Origin of the sequence: Sphingobium amiense (genome assembly GCF_003967075.1) — a bacterium.
Classification (GTDB): domain Bacteria; phylum Pseudomonadota; class Alphaproteobacteria; order Sphingomonadales; family Sphingomonadaceae; genus Sphingobium; species Sphingobium amiense.
Genome location: NZ_AP018664.1, coordinates 3460937 through 3481169, shown reverse-complemented (window position 1 = coordinate 3481169; position 20233 = coordinate 3460937). Strand labels below are relative to the sequence as shown.

Annotated in this window: 16 protein-coding genes; 7 read left to right on the top strand and 9 right to left on the bottom strand. The window is 66.0% G+C overall.

Features of this window, described 5'->3' with window-relative positions; translation table 11 throughout:
- Positions 1-22 precede the first annotated feature (22 nt).
- The 3 genes from SAMIE_RS16890 to hmgA form a co-directional block, all read right to left on the bottom strand.
- Positions 23-1498 (bottom strand): MFS transporter, encoded by a 1476-nt coding sequence (locus SAMIE_RS16890; RefSeq protein WP_066700684.1) that lies wholly within the window; start codon positions 1496-1498, stop codon positions 23-25.
- A 113-nt stretch (positions 1499-1611) separates the two neighbouring features.
- Positions 1612-2889 (bottom strand): fumarylacetoacetase, encoded by a 1278-nt coding sequence (gene fahA, locus SAMIE_RS16885; RefSeq protein ID WP_066700683.1) that lies wholly within the window; start codon positions 2887-2889, stop codon positions 1612-1614.
- Entirely contained in the window at positions 2886-4172 is a 1287-nt protein-coding gene (gene hmgA / locus SAMIE_RS16880) for a homogentisate 1,2-dioxygenase (RefSeq protein ID WP_066700682.1), read from the bottom strand. The genes fahA and hmgA overlap by 4 nt, the downstream gene beginning before the upstream one ends.
- Positions 4173-4241: 69 nt before the next feature.
- Between hmgA and SAMIE_RS16875 the strand changes: the two genes are divergently transcribed.
- On the top strand, positions 4242-4718 hold the full coding sequence (locus SAMIE_RS16875) for a MarR family winged helix-turn-helix transcriptional regulator (RefSeq protein ID WP_126516883.1): 477 nt from the start codon (positions 4242-4244) through the stop codon (positions 4716-4718).
- Between the two features lie 36 nt (positions 4719-4754).
- Here the strand turns inward: SAMIE_RS16875 and SAMIE_RS16870 are convergent, their stop codons facing one another.
- From SAMIE_RS16870 to SAMIE_RS16855, 4 genes are all read right to left on the bottom strand, one after another.
- Positions 4755-6431, bottom strand: a complete 1677-nt coding sequence (locus SAMIE_RS16870) for a flotillin family protein (protein ID WP_066700680.1) — start codon at positions 6429-6431, stop codon at positions 4755-4757.
- A 9-nt stretch (positions 6432-6440) separates the two neighbouring features.
- On the bottom strand, positions 6441-7040 hold the full coding sequence (locus SAMIE_RS16865; protein ID WP_066700679.1) for a YqiJ family protein: 600 nt from the start codon (positions 7038-7040) through the stop codon (positions 6441-6443).
- A gap of 124 nt (positions 7041-7164) precedes the next feature.
- Positions 7165-8523 carry an ATP-binding protein gene (locus SAMIE_RS16860; protein ID WP_066700678.1) on the bottom strand — a complete coding sequence of 453 codons (1359 nt, stop codon included), beginning with the start codon at positions 8521-8523 and terminating at the stop codon, positions 7165-7167.
- On the bottom strand, positions 8520-9245 hold the full coding sequence (locus SAMIE_RS16855) for a response regulator (RefSeq protein ID WP_066700677.1): 726 nt from the start codon (positions 9243-9245) through the stop codon (positions 8520-8522). Before SAMIE_RS16855 ends, SAMIE_RS16860 begins: the two co-directional genes overlap by 4 nt.
- 301 nt (positions 9246-9546) lie before the next feature.
- Between SAMIE_RS16855 and SAMIE_RS16850 the strand changes: the two genes are divergently transcribed.
- The 3 genes from SAMIE_RS16850 to SAMIE_RS16840 are packed head-to-tail and all read left to right on the top strand — an operon-like array spanning position 9547 to position 15189.
- The gene (locus SAMIE_RS16850) at positions 9547-10665 is read left to right on the top strand and encodes an efflux RND transporter periplasmic adaptor subunit (protein ID WP_408641245.1); all 1119 of its coding nucleotides are present in this window, start codon (positions 9547-9549) and stop codon (positions 10663-10665) included.
- Between the two features lie 10 nt (positions 10666-10675).
- Positions 10676-13828: an efflux RND transporter permease subunit gene (locus SAMIE_RS16845; RefSeq protein ID WP_066700675.1), complete on the top strand. Its 3153-nt coding sequence runs from the start codon at positions 10676-10678 to the stop codon at positions 13826-13828.
- On the top strand, positions 13825-15189 hold the full coding sequence (locus SAMIE_RS16840; protein WP_066700674.1) for an efflux transporter outer membrane subunit: 1365 nt from the start codon (positions 13825-13827) through the stop codon (positions 15187-15189). Before SAMIE_RS16845 ends, SAMIE_RS16840 begins: the two co-directional genes overlap by 4 nt.
- 7 nt (positions 15190-15196) lie before the next feature.
- Here the strand turns inward: SAMIE_RS16840 and SAMIE_RS16835 are convergent, their stop codons facing one another.
- Positions 15197-15667 carry an Lrp/AsnC family transcriptional regulator gene (locus SAMIE_RS16835; RefSeq protein WP_066700705.1) on the bottom strand — a complete coding sequence of 157 codons (471 nt, stop codon included), beginning with the start codon at positions 15665-15667 and terminating at the stop codon, positions 15197-15199.
- A 94-nt stretch (positions 15668-15761) separates the two neighbouring features.
- Here SAMIE_RS16835 and phhA point away from each other — a divergent pair, with 94 nt between their 5' ends.
- Positions 15762-16637, top strand: coding sequence for a phenylalanine 4-monooxygenase (gene phhA, locus SAMIE_RS16830; RefSeq protein ID WP_066700673.1), 876 nt, complete (start codon positions 15762-15764; stop codon positions 16635-16637).
- Positions 16634-17671, top strand: coding sequence for a 4-hydroxyphenylpyruvate dioxygenase (gene hppD / locus SAMIE_RS16825; RefSeq protein WP_066700672.1), 1038 nt, complete (start codon positions 16634-16636; stop codon positions 17669-17671). Before phhA ends, hppD begins: the two co-directional genes overlap by 4 nt.
- Before the next feature lie 67 nt (positions 17672-17738).
- Here hppD and SAMIE_RS16820 read toward each other — a convergent pair whose 3' ends face one another.
- Positions 17739-19238, bottom strand: coding sequence for a CoA-acylating methylmalonate-semialdehyde dehydrogenase (locus SAMIE_RS16820; protein WP_066700671.1), 1500 nt, complete (start codon positions 19236-19238; stop codon positions 17739-17741).
- Between the two features lie 99 nt (positions 19239-19337).
- Between SAMIE_RS16820 and SAMIE_RS16815 the strand changes: the two genes are divergently transcribed.
- On the top strand, positions 19338-20231 hold the full coding sequence (locus tag SAMIE_RS16815) for a LysR family transcriptional regulator (protein WP_066700670.1): 894 nt from the start codon (positions 19338-19340) through the stop codon (positions 20229-20231).
- Positions 20232-20233: the final 2 nt, after the last annotated feature.

Here is a 20233-nt window from a genome sequence, read left to right as displayed (position 1 = left end):
TCGGCAAGCGCTCAGGCGGCCGTCACGCCCTGATCCGCAGCGTCGCTACCGCCGCCACCAGCAGCGTCGCCGCCGCAAAGGCCATGGTCCAGATCGGGTCGCCCGGAAAGAACGCCTTCAGGATCGACCCCATCGCCGTCGCGACCAGCAGTTGCGGCAGCACCACGAAGATGTTGAACACCCCCATATAGACGCCGAGTTTCTCCGCCGGCAGGTTCGACGCCAGGATGGCATAGGGCATGGCGAGGATGGACGCCCAGGCGATCCCGATACCCACTTCGCTCACCAGCAGCATCTGCGGATCGCGCAGGAAAAGGAAGCTCGCAAAGCCCAGCGCGCCCAGCGTCAGGCACAGGGCGTGGGTGCGGCCCTTGCCGATCCGCCGCGCCACCCATGGCAGGATCGTCAGTGCCGCCACCGCCGCCACGCCATTATAGACTGAAAACAGCACGCCGACCCAGTTGCCGCCCTCCTGATAGGCTGCGCTCGCCGGATCGGCGGACCCGAACATATATTGCGCGACTACCGGCGTCGTGTGAATCCACATGATGAACAGCGCCGACCAACTAAAGAACTGCACGAGCGCCAGCCGCCGCATCACCGGCGGCATTCCGGCCATGTCGGCGACGATCTGCGCCAGCATGGTCCCGCTCCGCCCGCGGCGCGCCAGCAGGATCGCGGCCAGCGTCGCTGCGCCATATCCTGTCAGCAGCGCAGCGAGCAGATAGACTTCCTTCTCCATGCCCCACGCAGGAACGAGCAGCGCGGCGACCGTGCCCGCCCCCATCCACAGGAAGCAGGGCCAAAGGCTACGCGCGCCAAGGTCCGGCCCGGCATGGTCGCTCCGCGTCTCCTGCGCAAAGCCGCGCATTTCCTCGGGGGTGAACTCGCGCGTCGTCGCCACCGTCCACAGCACCGCGCCCAGCAGCGCCGCGCCTCCCGCCCAGAAACTGTAGCGCACCGTATCGGGCAGGTCGCCTGCCGCCGCGAGGTTCGACACCCCGGCCCGGTCGAGCAGCCAGGGAAACAGCGACCCGATCACCGCGCCCGCGCCGATGAAGGCGGTCTGAACGCCATAGCCCAGCGTATGCTGGTCCTTGCGCAGCATATCGCCCACGAACGCGCGGAACGGTTCCATCGACACGTTGAGGCTGGCGTCCAGCATCCAGAGCAGCAGTGCGGCGGCCAGCAGGCTGTGGCTGTATGGCATGCCCGTCAGCGCAAGGCAGGACAGGACCGCCCCGGCAAGGAAATAGGGCCGCCGCCGCCCCCATCGCCCCAGCCATGTCCGATCCGACAGATGGCCGATCACCGGCTGCACCAGCAGGCCCGTCAGCGGCGCGGCGATCCACAGCACCGACAGATCGTCGATGCTGGACCCGAGCGACTGGAAGACGCGGCTCATATTCGCATTCTGCAATGCAAAGCCGATCTGGATGCCGAAGAAGCCGAAACTGATATTCCACAATCCGGCAAAGCCCTGCCGTGGCTTTTCCATACATCCCTCCCGCGCGGTCCTTTGCGCCGCCGCGCCCTTTCCGCTTGCACGATCCCTGCCGGGGGACAAGCCATGCATACGAATACGCAGGCGGGCCCATCCCTATCGCCGTCTCATCCGGCAATCCGCCCGCAGCACGGGCCGAACCCGATGGAAACGAAGCCGTCCGCGCGCGCGCGTGCGGATAATGTCACTTCGTCGCCATCTTCCAGGAACGACCGCGTCTCCCCGCCGGGCAGCGTGACCGGCGTCTTCCCGCCCCGGCTCATTTCGATCAGGCTGCCGCAGCTTTCCTGCGTCTCCCCGGAAATCGTGCCCGTTCCCAACAGGTCGCCGGGCTGGAGATTGCAGCCGTTGGAACTGTGATGCGTCACCATCTGCGCCGGGGTCCAGTACATCGACGTCGCCGATCCCTGACTGATCCGGTGCGCCGCCATCCCCCGCTCCCGCATCGCGCGGGAGGAAAGATGCACCTCCAGCTCGACGTTGAGCGCGCCTGCCGCCTGATCGGCGTCGCTCCACAGATAATCGAGCGGACGCGGATCGCCCGCCGCGCGCGCCGCCTGCGCGACCCGAAAGGGTGCCAGCGCTTCCGCGGTGACGACCCATGGCGAGATGGTGGAATGGAAGCTCTTGGACAGGAACGGGCCGAGCGGCTGATATTCCCATGCCTGTATGTCCCGCGCCGACCAGTCGTTGAGCAGGCAATAGCCCGCGATATGATCGCCCGCAGCGTCAATCTGGACCGGTTCGCCCGGCGCATTGCCCGGCCCGATCCACACCCCCATTTCCAGCTCGAAATCGAGGCGGCGGGTCGGGGCAAAGACCGGTGCGTCCGCGTCAGGCGGTTTGATCTGCCCCTTTGGCCGCCGCACCGGCTCGCCCGACATGCGGACCGACGACGCCCGGCCATGATAGCCGATCGGCACCCACCGATAATTGGGCAGCAGCGGACTGTCGGGACGGAACATCGCCCCGATATTCCGCGCATGATGGATGCCGACATAGAAGTCGCTATAATCGCCGATCCGTGTGGGCATATGCAGGGTGCAGCCCGCCGCATCATGCAGATGTGGCGCCACGGCGTCACGAAACGCCGTGACGCTCAGCAGTTCCGAAATCCGCCGCCGCAGCGCCCTTCGCGCGATAGCGGGCAGGGCGAACAGCGCGTTGAGACTGTCCGCCTGCACCACGGCGGCCACTTCGGCGGGAAGGAGTCCCGCTACGCCCCGCAGATCGAGAATGGCGTCGCCAATCGCCACGCCGGGCCGCCTGTCCCCCCCTGAGGGCGAGAAGATGCCGAAGGGAAGGTTCTGGACCGGAAAGTCGGGATGACCCCGCGCACTCTCCACCCAGCTTGTCAGCGCGGGGTTGTGGGTTTCGTCGATCATCGGGGCAGTTCCGCCTTCGCAAATCCGTTCCACACGCTGTCATAATCGTCCTGCGCCCGCGCCATGGCATAGTCGGTCAGCCGGTATGGCCAGCAGCTTTCGACCATGAACGCCATGGTTCCGTCGATCCTGTGCGGCTTGAGGTCGGCGCGGCTCGCCGCCTCCCAGCTCGCCCGATCCGGCCCATGCCCGGCCATCAGATTGTGCAGGCTGAGACCGCCGGGGACGAACCCTTCCGCCTTCGCGTCATAAGCGCCATGGATCAGGCCCATCGCCTCGCTCATGACGTTGCGGTGGAACCAGGGCGGGCGGAACGTGTCCTCCGCCACCATCCAGCGCGGCGGAAAGATCACGAAATCGGCATTGGCGCGGCCGAGGCTTTCAGACGGCGACGTCAGCACGGTGAAGATCGACGGATCGGGATGATCGTAACTGACGCTGTTCATGGTGTTGAACCGCGCCAGATCGTAACGATAGGGTGCCAGATTGCCGTGCCACGCCACCACGTCGAGCGGGGAATGGTCCAGCGTCACCTGCCACAGCCGGCCAAGGAATTTCTGCACGACCTGCGTTGGCGCATCGCGATCCTCGAACCAGGCGACGGGCGTCTCGAAATCGCGCGCATTGGCCAGCCCGTTGGAGCCAATGGGGCCAAGGTCGGGCAGGCGGAACAGCGCGCCATGATTTTCCGCGACATAGCCCTTCGCCCCGCCCTCCGGCAGCATGACGCGAAACCGCACACCGCGCGGCACCACGGCGATATGGCCGGGCGGCACGTCCAGCCTGCCCATTTCCGTCGCCAGCAGGATGCTGCCCTGCTGCGGCACGAACAGCAGCTCGCCGTCCGCGTTGCAGAAGACGCGATCCACCATGTCGCGGTCGGCCGCATAGACATGGACGGCAACGCCCTCCATCCGCTCGGCCGATCCATTGCCCATCATGGTGCGCATCGAATCGAGCCAGTCTGTCCCCGTCGCGCTGTCCTCGACCGGCCCCCACCGCATCCGGTTCGGCGGCAGGGGAGCGTCCGACATGCCGCCCCCGAACAGAGGGTTGCCCGCATAATGCTCGAAGCGGCCATGCTGCGCGGCGGGGCGCATCCGGTAGAGCCAGCTCCGGCGGTTTTCGTGGCGCGGCGCGGTAAAGGCCGTGCCCGATAGCTGTTCGGCGTAAAGGCCGAAGGGGGGCCGCTGCGGCGAATTGCGGCCGACCGGCAGGGCGCCGTCCATCGCCTCGGTCGAAAAATGCCCGCCAAAGCCCGTCAGATAAGAGAGTGCGTCCATCACCCCTCCCTCCATCTAGTTACATCTGAAACTGTCTCCCTTCATGCGCCTTGCCGCAGATAGTGTCAAATGATACGGTTCCCCATGCGCCGCGATGGGCTGATCCTCGACCGTTTCCTGCCCTACCGGCTGTCCTACACGGCTGGGTTGCTCAGCGAACTGATCGCGAAAGCCTATCGCGCCCATTTCGACCTTTCGATCGCGGAATGGCGCGTGCTGGCGCATGTCGCGGAACGCCCCGGCATATCGCAGCAGGACATTGGCGACCGCACCCGGATGGACAAGGTCATGGTCAGCCGCGCGGCCAAGTCGCTCCATGCCAAAGGGTTGCTGGAGCGGGCGGCGAGCGGGACGGATCGCCGCGCGCTCATCCTGCGCCTGTCCCCCTCCGGCAAAGCCCTGTTCGACCGCATCGCGCCCAAGGCGCTGGAACTGGAAGCGGGTATCGCCGCGGCGCTGTCGGCGTCGGAAATCAGGGAACTGCACGACATGCTGGCCCGCATCGACGCGGCGGCGGCCGCCCGGCTCGATGGAAAGCGCGTCTGACCGCCGCCCCGCCCATCGCGCCGCCCGACCGGAAGCTCAGCTTTCTGGCGCAGTTACCGGATCGACCGCCCCTCTGACCAGCGCATCGAGACTCGATCCGTCGATGCCCAGATCCTTCATCAGCCCGTCGATCACCGGCGCCTGCGCGCGATAGCGGAGCGCTGCGGATACCGCCGCATTGGCCAGATTCTGTTCGCCTCCGGCCATCACGACCGCGCCGTCGCCCTGTCCGCCGGTCAGTCCGCCGGTCAGGCCGTCCACCTGCACGATCTTGATCGAATCGATCGCCTCCATGGGCTTTGCCGCCTCGCGCACCAGATCGGGCAGAACCTTGAGCAGGGCGAGCTTGGTCTGGAGCGACATCTGGTCGGACGACAGGATGTTCGCCGCTTCGTTGACCGCCCGCTGACCCGCGGCTTCCACCTCGAACCGCACCCGGTCCGCTTCCGCACGCAGCTTGGCCGCTTCTGCTTCACCTTCCGCCGCAAGCCGCATCGCCTCGGCGCGGTCGGCTGCGGCCTGTTTCTCCGCCTCGGCCTCCACCTTCACCTGAATGGCGGAGCGTTCCGCCTCGCGCTGCGCGTCGATCAGTTCGATGCGCTTGGTGCGCTCGGCGATTTCGGTCTGGCGCGATGTCTGGACCTGTTCTTCGGCCGCGACCGCCTTGGCGCGCGCTTCGTCGGCCTGCGCCTTGGCCTGGCTTTCCTCGCGGCTCTTGTTCTGCACCGCGATCTGCTGTTCCTGCCGGGCGAGTTCCAGCGCCTGCTCCTGGGCGATCCGCGCCTGCTCCACCGCGCGATCCGCTTCGATCTGCTGGCTGTCGACCTGCTTCTTGGCCTCGATCCGCGCCTGATCGGCCTCCTGGCTGCGCAGCGACTGTTCGCGCGCGACCTCGGCGGCCTGCGCCGCGCGGCGCATCTCGACCTCGCGCTCCTGCTCCAGCCGCGCGAATTCCGTGTCGCGCGCGATCAGCAGCGACTGGCGCTCCGCCTCCAGATTCTTGGTCTCGATCTGGACGCGCGTTTCCTGCTCGATGTCGTTGCGCGACTTCTTGCGCAGTTCGATCTGCTCGGTCAGCTTGGTCAGACCCTCCGCGTCGAAGGCGTTGTTGGCGTTGAAATGCTCGATCGACGTTTGGTCCAGCCCGGTCAGGGACACGCTTTCCAGCTCCAGCCCGTTCATCGCCAGATCGACCGAGGACACCTGCTGCACCTTCTGCACGAAGTCGCTGCGCTGTTCGTGCAACTGGTTCATCGTCATGCCCGCCGCCACCGAACGCAGCGCGTCGACGAACTTGCCCTCGACCAGTTCCTTCAGCATCTCCGGATTCATCGTGCGCGCGCCCAGTGTCTGCGCCGCTATCGCAATCGACTGCGCGTCGGGCTTCACCCGCACGTAGAACTCGGCCTTCACGTCGATCCGCAGCCGGTCGAGCGTAATCAGCGCGTCGTTATTCTTGCGCTCCACCGCCAGCCGCACCGTGTTCATGTTGACCGGCATCGTCTCGTGAAAGATCGGCAGCACCAGCGCGCCGCCGTTCATCACGACCTTCTCGCCGCCAAGGCCGGTGCGCACGAACCCGATTTCCTTGGACGCGCGCCGGTACAGCCGCGCCAGCACGATCCCGAGCACGACGAGGAGGAGAAGCCCTGTTCCGGCAATGGCCAGATAGGGCGTGATCGAAAAGCTCTGCTGCACGGCGGGCAAGTTCATGAAACGCTCCTACAGGCGGGGGAGATGGTGGTCGCCATATGAAATGGCGCGAAACAGGTGGTCGTCACGCCGGACGAGGAGAACCGCTTCTCCTTCGTTCAGCGTCTGGCCGGGATTGTCCGGCTCGACCATGACATAATGGGTCTGGCCAAAGCCGTCCTCGACCCGCGCTCTTGCCGGAAAGCCGCTGCGCGCCTGCCCGGTGACGATGCGGGCGACCGCGCCGATCAGCGCGTCGAGCGGGACCGCGCTACTCTGGTCGCGCGGGAGAAGAGGGGCCAGCAGCCGGGCGGAAAGACCGGTCAGGGGAAAGGACGCCGCCGCCGCTGCAGGAGCGGCGATCCACGGCGACGCCATCGTCCCCGCCAGATCGAGCATCAGATGCTGGCCGATCAGCCCGATCATGCCGAACAGGGCCAGAAAAATCGCGAGCAGCATCAGCAATGGCAGGCGCCCGACGCCCAGCCAGCCGAGCAGATCGGCTTCGCCACCGAAATCCGCATCGAAATCGCCCGCGATGCCGATGGCCTGCACCAGGCCGATCAGCAACATCAGCATAATCGCCGAAACGAAGACGATATTCTCGCTCGCGAGCAGAAACGCCGCCACCCCTATTCCCCTGATTCGCGACCATGGTAACGGGTTGGACTGGAAGGGAAAGGTTAAAGCGAGCCTGCCGGATCGGGACGTAAAATACGCGTTACACCTGTCTACATCGGTGTCGCGATAACGATCATGCCTTCATGTCGATCGTGGCGATCACTCCGCGCTCCTCGCCGTTGCGCAGGCGGACCGACGCCTCGAAACTCATCGCCAGCGCGCGTGCGATGGTGAGGCCGATGCCGGTGCCGTGGCGCCCGCCCGGCTGCCCTTCGGCGCCGCGGGTGAAGGGTTCGAACATCTGTTCGATCTGGTCGGGGGGAACGCCCGGTCCTTCGTCCCGCACATGAATCATCAGGCGGCCCGCCGTGCGCGTGCAGCTTATCTCCGCCGATCCGCCATATTTGACGGCATTGTCGACCAGATTGCCGATGCAGCGCATCAGCGCATTGGGCTTGACCCGCACCGTTCCGCCGCATCCGCTGGCGAAACGGACCGGCTGGTCGAGATCCTGCGCGTCCTCCGCCATGCTGACGAGCAGCGAGTCAATGTCGATCACCGACCAGTCTTCCCGCGATTCCGTGCTGCTGGCGAGGTCCAGCCCCTCGCGCACCAGCGTCAGCATCGCCTGATGATCGGCCAGCAGCCGCTCGCGCAGTTCGGCATTGTCCACCAGCTCCAGCCGCAGCCGCAGCCGCGTCAGCGGTGTCTGGAGATCGTGGCTGATCGCGGCCAGCAACTGCGTCCGCTCGGCAAAACCGGCGCGGGCGCGCCGCTGCATCAGGTTGAAGGTGGAAAGCGCTGCGCGCACCTCTTCCGGTCCCTTTTCCGGTATTTCCTCGGGGTCGAGCGAGAGGGAGAAAGCCTCCGCCGCCCGCTCCAGCCGGCGCAAAGGGCGCGCCACGGATCGCGCGACGAGGATGGCGAGGCCCGCCGACGCCGCAATGATGACGATGAGGTAGAGCGGATTGAAGACGGTGCTCGGCGGCTTGGCGATGCGCGGGAAGGTCAGCGCCATGGCGCGATGCTCCCCCCGCCGGTCGACATAGCGCACCACCCAGCAATCGGGCCGTGGCGCATCGACCAGTCCCGCCGCCAGTTCCTTGCGCCGGTCTGGAAAGCACAGCCCCATCGGCACCTGCGCCGCTTCGGGCTGCGACTGCGGCCCCAGCCTCTCGCGCAGCGCCTGCTCCAGATCGACGTCGGGTTCGCTCAGCGAAACGCCCTCGGGCGCAGGGTAGGCGCCGATGATGTTGTGATCCGCCATCATCCGTTCCACGCGAACGGGATCGCGCAGCATCCGCGCGGCGATGTCGGTGGCGCTGGCCAGCACGCGCTGCCGCCGCACCCGCGCGAAATCATGCTGGCGGGTCTGCTCCGCCACCAGCAGGGCGACGATGGCCGCGACGGACATGCCCAGCGTCAGCGTGACGAAAATCTGTCCCGCCATCGTGCCGAAAAAGGCGCGCGCGCGGCCCAGCAGCGCGATCATGCGTAATCGACTTCGCATGCAAGGACATAGCCTTCGCCGCGCACCGTCAGGATCAGCTCGTCTCCACCCTTGATCCCCGCCAGCTTCTGCCGCAACCGGCTGACCTGAAGGTCGATGGACCGGTCGAAGGCCGCCGTCGCGCGCCGTTCGGGCAACAGGATTTCGCGGGCAAGGACCGTGTTCGGCTCGTCGATGAAGCGGCTGAGCAGGCGAAATTCGGCCGACGACAGCATGACCAGCCGGTCATCGGGAGCCACCAGCCGCCGCTGCTGAAGGTCGAGCCGCCACGGCCCCACATGCGCGTAGCGCGCCGCCGGTCGCGGGCCGCTCTCGCCCCTGCCCCGGCGCAGCAGGTTGCGGATGCGCACCAGCAGCTCGCGCGGCTCGAACGGCTTGGTCAGATAATCGTCCGCCCCCAGTTCCAGGCCCAGCACCCGGTCGACCGCGCTGCCCCGCGCCGTCACCATGATGATCTGCACATGCGATCCTTCGGCCCGCAATTCGCGGCACAGCGACAGGCCGTCGCCATCGGGCAGATTGAGGTCGAGCACGATGAGGTCGATAGGCTCATCCTGCAACGCGCGGCGAAGCTCGCCCAGATTGGCGGCGCTCAGCAGGCGATAATTTTCCTGCTGCAACTGGCCCACGATGAGGCTGCGGATGTCGGCGTCATCATCGACGACCATGACGGTCGCCCTGCCGCCGGGGCCGGAGTCTGACATACGTCTCATCTACCGCCGATCCGCCATCGAGTCTGTCCCGGCAGGCACGATGTTACAGTATGATACAAAGCGATACCCGCCGACAGAGCTTCACGACAATCCGACGACAAGTCGCACTTTCCTGTAACAGGCAAAAGCGGAAAGGAACATGGCTGTCGGTTGCTCCCGCCGACGCCAGCCGGAGCGCTCGCGCGCGTTCGCCGCCCGGACCCCTTCCCCCCTTCCATGCCGGGGGCGGATGCGGCGCGAGGCTCCCGCTGGTTATGCCGACACCCTGCATAGAGACATGCCCGTGCCATCCATGCTTTCGTCCCTGCGCGTTGCCCCCCTTGCCCTCAGCATCCTGATCGCCGGGTGCGGCGCCAAGAAGCCGCCGCAGAAGGGGCCGGTCGAAGTGGGCGTGGTGACGCTGACAGCGCAGGACGCGACGGTCTCCACCGAACTGCCCGGCCGCACGGTTTCCACCATGATGTCCGAAGTGCGCCCGCAGGTCGCCGGTCTCATCCAGAAACGGCTGTTCACCGAAGGCGCGATGGTGACGGCGGGACAGCCGCTCTACCGGATCGACCCCCGCCTCTATCGCGCGTCGCGCGACGAAGCGCAGGCCACGCTCGCCAGCGCGCAGGCCACGCTGGTGGCGGCGCAGGCCAAGGCGCGGCGCTATCAGCTTCTCGGCCAGACCGAAGCGGTGAGCGCGCAGGATCGCGATGACGTCACCGCCGCCGCCCGTCAGGCGCAGGCGTCGGTTCAGCAGGCGCGCGCCAGCCTCCAGACCAGCAGCGTCAACCTCGAATTCACGCTGGTCCGCGCGCCCATCAGCGGGCGGATCGGCCGCACGCTCTTCACGCCGGGCGCGCTGGTGACGGCCAGCCAGACCAGCCCGCTGACCACGATCCAGCAGCTTGACCCCATCTATGTCGACGTCACTCAGTCGAGCGCGCAACTCCTTCAGCTTCGCCGCTCTCTCGCGTCGGGCCAGACGCTGCCGGCAAGCGCGACTATCCGGCTGAAACTGGACGACGGCACCGAATATCCGCTTCCCGGCCGGATCGAATTTGCCGAACCGATTGTCGATGTAAACAGCGGCACAGTGACGCTGCGCGCACAGTTCCCCAATCCGGACGGCCTGCTGCTGCCCGGCATGTTCGTCCGCGTCGTTGCGCCTCAGGCGATCGTGCCGCGCGCGATCCTCGCCCCGCAACAGGGCATCAGCCGCGATCCCAAGGGCAACGCCACCGCGCTGGTCGTCAACCGGGCGAACAAGGTCGAGCGGCGGACCGTCACGGCGGGTCAGGCAATGGGCGACAAATGGCTCATCACCTCCGGTCTCAAGGCGGGCGACCGCCTGATCGTCGAGGGCACCGACAAGGTGAAGCCGAACGATGCGGTAAAGCCCGTCGCCGTCGCGGCAGCGAAGTAGGAGCGGGAACGTGCTCAGCCGCTTTTTCATCGAACGGCCGATCTTCGCCTGGGTTATCGCCATCGGCATCATGCTGGCGGGCCTCGGCTCGATGCTCTCGCTGCCCATCGCGCAATATCCCGACATCGCGCCGCCCGGAGTAGGCATCAGCGCGACCTATCCCGGCGCGTCCGCCGAAACCGTCGAAACCGCCGTCACCCAGATCATCGAGCAGCAGCTCACCGGTCTCGACGGCCTCATGTATTTCTCGTCTTCCTCCTCGGCGAACGGGCGCGCGCAGATCAGCGTCACCTTCCAGAAGGGCACCAACCCCGACACCGCGCAGGTGCAGGTGCAGAACCGCGTGCAGCAGGCGCTGAGCCGCCTGCCCAATCCGGTGCAGCAGCAGGGGCTGACCGTCACCAAGCAGCAGACCGACTTCCTGATGCTGGTCGGCCTGTATGACGAAACCGATACGGCGAGCCAGGCGGACATTTCCGACTTCCTCGTCAACAATATGCAGGACCCCATCGCCCGCATCGACGGCATCGGCGCGACGCAGATTTTCGGGTCGCAATATGCGATGCGCATCTGGCTCAACCCCTACAGGCTGGCGGCGGTCAAGCTGATGCCATCGGACGTCGAAAGCGCGATCCGGGCGCAGAATGTGGAAGTGTCCGCCGGGCAAATCGGCGCCGATCCCGCGCCCGAAGGGCAGCAGATCAACGCGACCGTGACGGCGCGGTCGCGGCTCCAGACGCCGGACCAGTTCCGCAACATCATCGTCAAGACGCAGAGCGACGGGTCGATCGTCCACCTGTCCGATGTGGCGCGCGTGGAACTGGGCAATGAAAGCTATTCGACCAACGCGCGGCTGAACGGCCATCCCGCCTCCGGCATCGCGCTCCAGCTCGCGCCCGGCGCCGACGCGCTCAAGACCGCCGAACTCGTGAAGGCCAAGGTGCAGGAGCTGTCGGGCAACCTTCCGCACGGCTACAAGGTGGTCTTCCCGCGCGACACCACCCCCTTCATCAAGCTGTCGGTCGACGAAGTGATCCAGACGCTGATCGAGGCGGTCGCGCTCGTCGTCGTGGTGATGTTCGTCTTCCTGCAAAGCTGGCGCGCCACGCTCGTGCCGGCCATCGCCGTGCCGGTGGTGCTGCTGGGCACCTTCGGCATCCTCGCGCTCTTCGGCTATTCGATCAACACGCTGACGCTGTTCGGCATGGTGCTCTCCATCGGCCTGCTCGTCGATGACGCCATCGTCGTCGTGGAAAATGTCGAGCGCCTCATGGAGCAGGAGGGACTGTCCCCGCGCGATGCAACGATCAAGTCGATGGGGGAGATCGGGAGCGCGCTCGTCGGCATCGCGCTGGTCCTGTCCGCCGTGCTGCTGCCCATGGCCTTTTTCGGCGGGTCCACCGGCGTCATCTATCGCCAGTTCTCCATCACTATCGTATCTTCCATGCTGCTGTCCGTGCTGGTGGCGCTGATCCTTTCGCCCGCCCTGTGCGCGACGCTGCTGAGGCCCATCGACCATCACAAGCGTGACAGGGGCTGGGCAGGCAAATTCAACCGCTGGTTCGACCGCCTGACTGGCGGCTATATCCGCCGCACCGAACGGGTGATGACCCGCCGCAAGCTGTTCTGGGGTCTCTACGTCGTCGTGCTTGCCCTCCTGATCCTGATCTTCACCCGCCTGCCCACCAGCTTCCTGCCGGTCGAGGATCAGGGGCAGGTGATGGCGCAGGTGACGCTCCCCGCGGGCGCCAAGTCCAGCCGCACTGCCGCGGCGGTCGAGCGCGTGCAGAATTATTTCCTGAACGATGAAAAGGACAATGTCGCCTTCGCCTTCATCATGACCGGCTTCAGCTTTCAGGGGCAGGGCGAGAATGTGGCGCAGGGCTTCATCAACCTTGCGCCATGGGAAGACCGAAAGGGCGCAGCGAACACCGCCGGAGCCATCGCCGGACGCGCCAGCAAGCAACTGGCCGCGATCCGCGACGCGAAGGTGCTGGCCATGACGCCGCCCGCCATTCGCGGCCTTGGCCAGTCGAACGGCTTCACCTTTGAACTGCTGAACAGCGGCGGCCTCAGCCGCGCGCGTTTCCTCGAACTGCGCGACCGGTTGATCGCGGCGGCGCAGAAAGACCCCGCGCTCGCGGGCGTGCGCGCGGCGACGCTGGAGGATACGCCGCAATTGCGCGTCGACGTCGACTCCGAAAAGCTCGCCGTGCTGGGGCTGACGCAGGCCGATGTCGACGACGTGCTAAGTTCCGCCTGGGGCAGCACCTATATCAACGATTTCGTCGACCGGGGCCGGGTGAAACGCGTCTACATGCAGGCCGACGCGCCTTACCGCGCGCTTCCGACCGATCTCGACAACTGGATGGTGCGGTCGAACAGCACCGGGGAAATGGTGCCCTTTTCCGCCTTTGCGACGACGCACTGGACCATGGGGCCGACCACGGTCGCGCGCTTCAACGGCCTGTCGTCCTTCGAACTTCAGGGGCAGGCGGCAGAAGGTGCAAGCTCGGGTGAAGCGATGGAGCGGATGGTCGCATTGCAGAAGCAGTTGCCCGCCGGCACCAGCTATGCTTGGAGCGGCCTTTCCTATCAGGAACAGCTTTCGGGCGGACAGGCGCCGCTGCTCTACGGCCTGTCGGTGCTGGTCGTTTTCCTGTGCCTCGCCGCACTCTATGAAAGCTGGTCGATCCCGCTCGCCGTACTGCTTGTCATACCGCTCGGCCTGATCGGCGCTGTCATCGCGGTGTGGGCGAGGGGGCTGGAAAACAACATCTTCTTTCAGGTCGGCCTGCTGACCACCATGGGCCTTGCCGCGAAGAACGCCATCCTGATCGTGGAATTTGCCGAACTTGCGCATTATGAAGGCAAAAATGCGTGGGACGCGGCGCTGGAAGCAGCCCGGCTGCGCTTCCGGCCGATCCTGATGACATCGCTGGCGTTCATCGCGGGCTGTATCCCGCTCGCCATCGCATCGGGCGCGGGGGCGCAGAGCCGCATCGCCATCGGCACGGCGGTGATCGGCGGGATGACGACCGCGACCGTCCTCGCCATCTTCTTCGTGCCGCTCTTCTTCCTGACGATTGCGCGCCTGTTCGGCAGCGACAGGCCGAAGGACGAACCGGAAGCGCCCCTGCCGCAGACGGGAGTGCCTGCATGATCCGCGCACGTCTTGCCCCCCTGTCACTGGCGCTGCTGGCGGGGTGCAACATGGCCTCGCCCTATGTTCGTCCGACGCCTCCCGTCCCGGCCGCACTGCCGGTCGGCGAATCCTATGCGCCGCAGACCGACGCGAAAGCGGGCCTGCCCTGGACGCAGCTCGTGCAGGACGCCCGCCTCACCGCGATCATCCAGCGCGCGCTGTCCGGAAACCGCGATCTGCGCGCCGCACTCGCCAATGTGGAGGCCGCCCGCGCCCAATATCGCATCCAGCGCGCGGCCCAGCTTCCGACGATCACCGCCGATACCTCGGCCAGCTTCGCCCGCCGCAACGACAGCCGACAGAATAGCTACAGCGCCGACGTGGGCTTCAGCGCGTTCGAGATCGACCTGTTCGGCCGCCTGCGCAACCTGAGCGAAGCCGCTCTCCAGTCCTATCTGGCGACGGAGGAAGGCGCGCGCGCCACCCGCATCGCGCTGATCGCCGAAACGGCAACGGCCTACGCCACCCTCGCCGCCGATCAGGACCAGCTCGCCCTTTCCCGCCAGACGCAGGCGAGCGCGCAGCGCACGCTCGATCTCGTGCGCTCGCTCAATGCAGCAGGCCTTGCAGGCAAGCTCGACGTGCGGCAGGCGGAAACCACGGTGGAACAGGCGGCGTCCGATGTCGCCGCCACGATCACGCAGGTCGCGCAGGATCGCAATGCGCTCGACCTGCTCGCGGGCGCGCCGGTTGAGGACGCCCTTCTCCCGGATTCGCTCGACGCACTGACGCGCACCATCGCGAAGGTGCCTGCCGGCGTCTCCTCGGACGTTCTGCTCCAGCGCCCGGACGTGCTTCAGGCCGAGCATCAGTTGCAGGCCGCCAATGCGGATGTCGGCGCGGCGCGCGCCGCTTTCTTCCCCCGCATCAGCCTGACGTCCGCCATCGGCGTCGCCAGTTCGGCGCTGTCCTCGCTGTTCAGCGGCGGCGCATTCAGTTGGTCCGCCGCGCCTTCGGCCAGCCTGCCGATCTTCGGCGGCCCCAATCGGGGCAACCTCGCCTACAGCAAGGCGCAGCGCGACCTTTATCTCGCGCAATATGAAAAGGCGGTGCAGACCGCGTTTCAGGAAGTCGCCGACGCCCTCGCCCGCGAAGGCACGATCGACGCGCAGCAGGCCGCGCAGCGCCGTCTCGTGGCCGCGAGCCGACAGGCCTATGAGCTTGCCGATCAACGCTACCGCGCGGGGATCGACACATTCCTGACAGCCCTGACCAGCCAGAGGTCGCTCTACAATGCCCAGCAGTCGGCGATCGCCACCGACCTGCAACTGGTCAGTAACCGCATCCGCCTCTATCGCGTGATCGGCACGGATCAGTAGGGCGCGCCTAAAGCGGCAGCGCGGTCGTATATTTGGTCATCGACAGCGCGAAGTGCGATGCTGCCCCGGCGACCGATGGATGCCCCAGCAGGATCTGCATGAGGAAGCGGTTATAATCCTCCACATCCGCCACCACCACGCGGATCAGATAGTCCCACTCCCCCGACATGGAGAAACACTCCACAATTTCGGGCCGTCCGTCGACAAACTGCTCGAACGCGCTGCGCGCCTCGCGGGCGTGGCTGCGCATGCGGATGTTGCAAAGCACATTGACGCCCCGGCCCACTCTGTCCGGATCGACCAGCCGGACGGTGCGCGTCAGCAGGCCCGCCTGCTCCAGCGCCTTGATCCGCCGCCAGCAGGATGCGCTCGACGCACCCACCCGCTCCGCCAGCTCCTGATGGCTCAGCGCGGCATCCTGCTGCAAGGCGGACAGGATGCGGCGGTCGACCGCGTCTATCTGTCGATCCTGTTTCATCATTCTCCGCTTTTTGCCCGCTTCATTTCATCAATAGCAAAATGTCTGTCGACTATGAAACGGTTTTGCCGCGATCCTGTGCCATATTCTTCCAATGGCCCAACCTGCTTCCTCTCCGCCTGAAGGCGCTGCCGCTGACTGGACCATTTCGCAGGACTGGTCCGCCTATACGGCGGCGGAGCATGCGCTGTGGGACCGGCTGTTCGCGCGTCAGGCCGCGCTGCTCCCCGGCCGCGTCGCGCCCCAGTTTCTCGAAGGGCTGGATATATTGCGGATGGACAGGCCCGGCATCCCCGATTTCGGGCGCCTGTCCGAGCGGCTGATGCAGCGCACCGGCTGGCAGGTCGTCGCCGTTCCCGGCCTCGTTCCCGACCGCCTGTTCTTCGAACATCTCGCCAACCGCCGCTTCGTCGCGGGCCGCTTCATTCGGCGACCCGACCAGATCGACTATCTTCAGGAACCGGACGTCTTCCACGATGTGTTCGGCCATGTCCCCCTGCTCGCCGACCCGGTCTTTGCCGACTATATGCAGGCTTATGGGCAGGGCGGGCTGCGCGCCGATGCGCTGGGCGCGATCGACCGGCTGGCGCGGCTTTACTGGTATACGGTGGAATTCGGGCTGGTCCGCGATGGCGGCGGCCTCAAGCTCTATGGCGCGGGCATCGTATCATCCCACGCCGAATCGCTCTTCGCGCTCGAAGACCCGTCGCCCAACCGCATCGGTTTCGACCTCCGGCGTGTCATGCGCACCCGCTATCGCATCGACGATTATCAGCAGACCTATTTCGTCATCGACAGTTTCGACGATCTGCTGCGCGCCACGGTCGAGACCGACTTCGCGCCGCTCTATGCCGCGCTGGAGCAGCGATCCGATCTCGACATCGACACCGTCCTGCCCACCGATCGCATCATCACGCGCGGGACGCAGGCCCATGCCCGCTCAAGGAAAGAAGAAGAGGATCGCCCATGACCGCCCCCGAAAATCCGCTCGGCCTCAACGGCTTCGAGTTTGTCGAATTCACCTCACCCGATCCCGAAGCCATGGCCGCGCAGTTTCTGGCGCTCGGCTTCGTGCCCACCCACCGCCATCCGCGCAAGAACATCACCCGCTACAAGCAGGGCCGCATCAACCTGATGCTCAATCGCGACGATGCCGGGCGCGTGGCGGAGTTTCGCGGCGTCCACGGCCCTTCGGCCAGCGCCATGGCGTTCCGCGTGGCCGATCCCACCGCCGCGATGGAATGGGCGCTCGCCCATGGCGCCCAGCGCACGCAGGAGGACGATACCGTCATTCATGGCATCGGCGGTTCCTACCTCTATTTCATGCAGGACGGCGTCGATCCCTATGCCGACTGGGCCGAATTTTCCGGCTGGCGCGAGGAGGAGGCGCGCAACAGCGTCGGCCTCGACCTGCTGGATCACCTGACGCACAATGTCCGCCGCGGCCAGATGCGCGTCTGGAGCGAATTCTACCGCACGCTCTTCAATTTCGAGGAGCAGAAATTCTTCGACATCAAGGGGAAGGCCACCGGCCTCACCAGTCAGGCGATGATCGCGCCCGACCGCGCGATCCGCATCCCCCTGAACGAAAGCCAGGACGACAGGAGTCAGATCGAGGAGTTCATCCGCGACTATCGTGGCGAGGGTATCCAGCATCTCGCGATGACGACCGACAATATCTACGAAACGGTCGAGAAACTGCGCGCGCGCGGCGTGCGGCTGCAGGACACGGTCGAAACCTATTACGAGCTGGTCGACCAGCGCGTGCCCGGCCATGGCGAGGATCTGGAGCGCCTCAGAAAGAACCGCATCCTCATCGACGGCGATGTCGAAAGCGAGGGCATCCTGCTTCAGATCTTCACCGAAAACATGTTCGGCCCGATCTTCTTCGAGATCATCCAGCGCAAGGGCAATGAGGGCTTTGGCAACGGCAATTTCCAGGCGCTGTTCGAAAGCATCGAACTCGACCAGATCCGCCGCGGCGTGGTCAGCGTAGACGCCTGAAAACAAAGGAACAGCCGGGCGCTGAAACCGCGCCCGGCTGTTGCCATCGCTGTCGCTTTATGCGGTCTTACTTCATCGTCGGAATGACGAAGCTCTGGTCGATCACCGCGCCGCCGCTCGGCCAGCGCTGCGTGATCTTCTTGGTGCGGGTGTAGAAGCGCACGCCGTCCAGACCATATTGGTCGAGATCGCCGAAGCCCGAACGCTTCCAGCCGCCAAAGCTGTGATAGGCGACCGGCACCGGGATCGGCACGTTGATGCCGACCATGCCCACCTCGACCTCGGCAGCGAAGCGGCGCGCATAGTCGCCGTTGCGCGTGAAGATGGCGACGCCGTTGCCATATTGATGCTTCGAGGGATAGCTCAGCGCCTCCTCGAAGGTTTCGGCGCGCAGGATCTGGAGCACCGGGCCGAAAATCTCGTCCTGATAGCTCTTCATCTGCGGCGTCACCCGGTCGATCAGGGTGGGGGCGAGATAGAAGCCTTCCTCATAGCCCTGAAGGCTGAAACCGCGCCCGTCTACGACGATTTCCGCGCCCTCGTCCGCAGCCATCTGGATATAGCTTTCGACACGCGCCTTGTGCTGACCGGTGACGAGCGGGCCATATTGCGCCTGCGGATCGCTGGGGATGCCGGGGCGCAGAGTCTCGATGGCCGCGACCAGCTTTTCGCGGAACGCCTGCGCCGTCGCTTCGCCGACCGGCGTCACCACCGGCAGCGCCATGCAGCGTTCGCCTGCCGAACCGAAGGCCGCGCCCACGATGTCGGCAACCGCCTGATCCATGTCGGCGTCGGGCAGGATGATGCCGTGATTCTTAGCGCCGCCCATGCACTGCGCCCGCTTGCCGTTCGCGGCGGCGCGCTGATAGACATAGTTGGCGATGTCGGACGATCCGACGAAGCTCACCGCCTTGATGTCGGGATGGTCGAGGATCGCGTCCACCATTTCCTTGTCGCCGTGCACGACGTTCAGGATGCCCTTGGGCAGGCCCGCTTCGAGCGCCAGTTGCGCGAGGCGCACCGGCACCGAGGGGTCACGCTCGGAGGGCTTGAGGATGAAGGCGTTGCCGCAGGCGATCGCCATCGCGCTCATCCACAGCGGGATCATCGCGGGGAAGTTGAACGGGGTGATGCCCGCCACGATGCCCAGCGGCTGACGCATCGAATAGACGTCGATGCCCGGCCCTGCGCCCTGCGTATATTCGCCCTTCAGCAGGTGCGGGATGCCGCAGGCGAACTCGACGACTTCCAGACCGCGCTGGATGTCGCCCTTGGCGTCGGCGATCACCTTGCCATGTTCGGCGGACAGCATGGCCGCCATCTCGTCCATGTTCGCTTCGATCAGTTCCTTGAAGCGGAACATCACGCGGGCGCGGCGCTGCGGATTGGTGGCCGCCCAGTCGGGCTGCGCCGCGCGGGCGGAATCGATGGCTTTCTGAAGATGGGCGGCGTTCGCCAGCTCCACCTGCGCCTGCACCGCGCCGGTCGACGGGTCGAGCACGTCCACCAGTCGGGCGCCCGCCATGGGGGCATCCTGTCCGTCAATGAAATGTGTGATTGCGCGCACGGGTCATCCTTTCCTAAGCATGAGCTTTGAACGCGTTATAGACAGGCCAGCTTTGCAGGGATAGGCACAGGGGTGCACATCAGCTTTGCAGATATACCGATGCTCCAGTCCGCCGACCTCATGCTGTTCCTCTCCATCCTGCGCGAAGGCAATATGGTCGCGGCGGGCAAACGGGCGGGCATCGACCACAGCACCGTCGCCCGCCGCCTCACCGCACTGGAGCGCGAACTGGGCGCGCGCCTGTTCGACCGCTCGTCCCGCGGCGTGTCGCCCACCCCTGCCGCCTTCGCGCTTCAGCGCCATGCCGAGCGGATCGAGAGCGAGCTGCTCGCCGCCTCCGCCAGCGTGGCCGCGCGCGACGACGTGGTGGAGGGCGTCGTCCGCCTTGCCACCACAGAGATGTTCGGCGCCTATCTGGTCGCCCCGCATATCGAGACGCTGCAGCGGCGGCATCCCGGCCTCACCCTCGAACTGGCGACCGAGAGCCGCTCCACCAGCCTTGCCAGACGTGAAGCCGACATCGCCGTGATGCTGAGCATGCCCCCGCGCGGACGGCTGGTCGGGCGCAAGCTCACCGACTATCGGCTGGGCCTCTATGCGTCGAGCGACTATCTCGAACGGGAAGGCACGCCCGGCAGTCTGGACGACCTCCACCGCCATCATTTTGTATCCTATATCGAGGAACTGGCCGGCTTCCGGGAAATGATCGCGCTGGATCAGTTGCTGCCCGGCGCGCCGGTCCGGTTCAGGTCCACCTCCGCGGCGGCGCAGCAGGCGGCCGTTGCGGCCGGTATGGGCATCGGGATGCTGCACCTGTTCGCCGCCGGGCAGGATGAGCGGCTGGTGCGGCTTTTGCCCGACGAAGTGGAAGTGCTGCGCAGCTATTGGGTGGTAATGCACGCCGATCTGCAAAAGCTGCCCCGCATCCGTGCCACCATTTCCTTCCTGGAAGAAGCGATTGCGGCTGCTAAGGCGCGATCGGCCGGTATCTGACG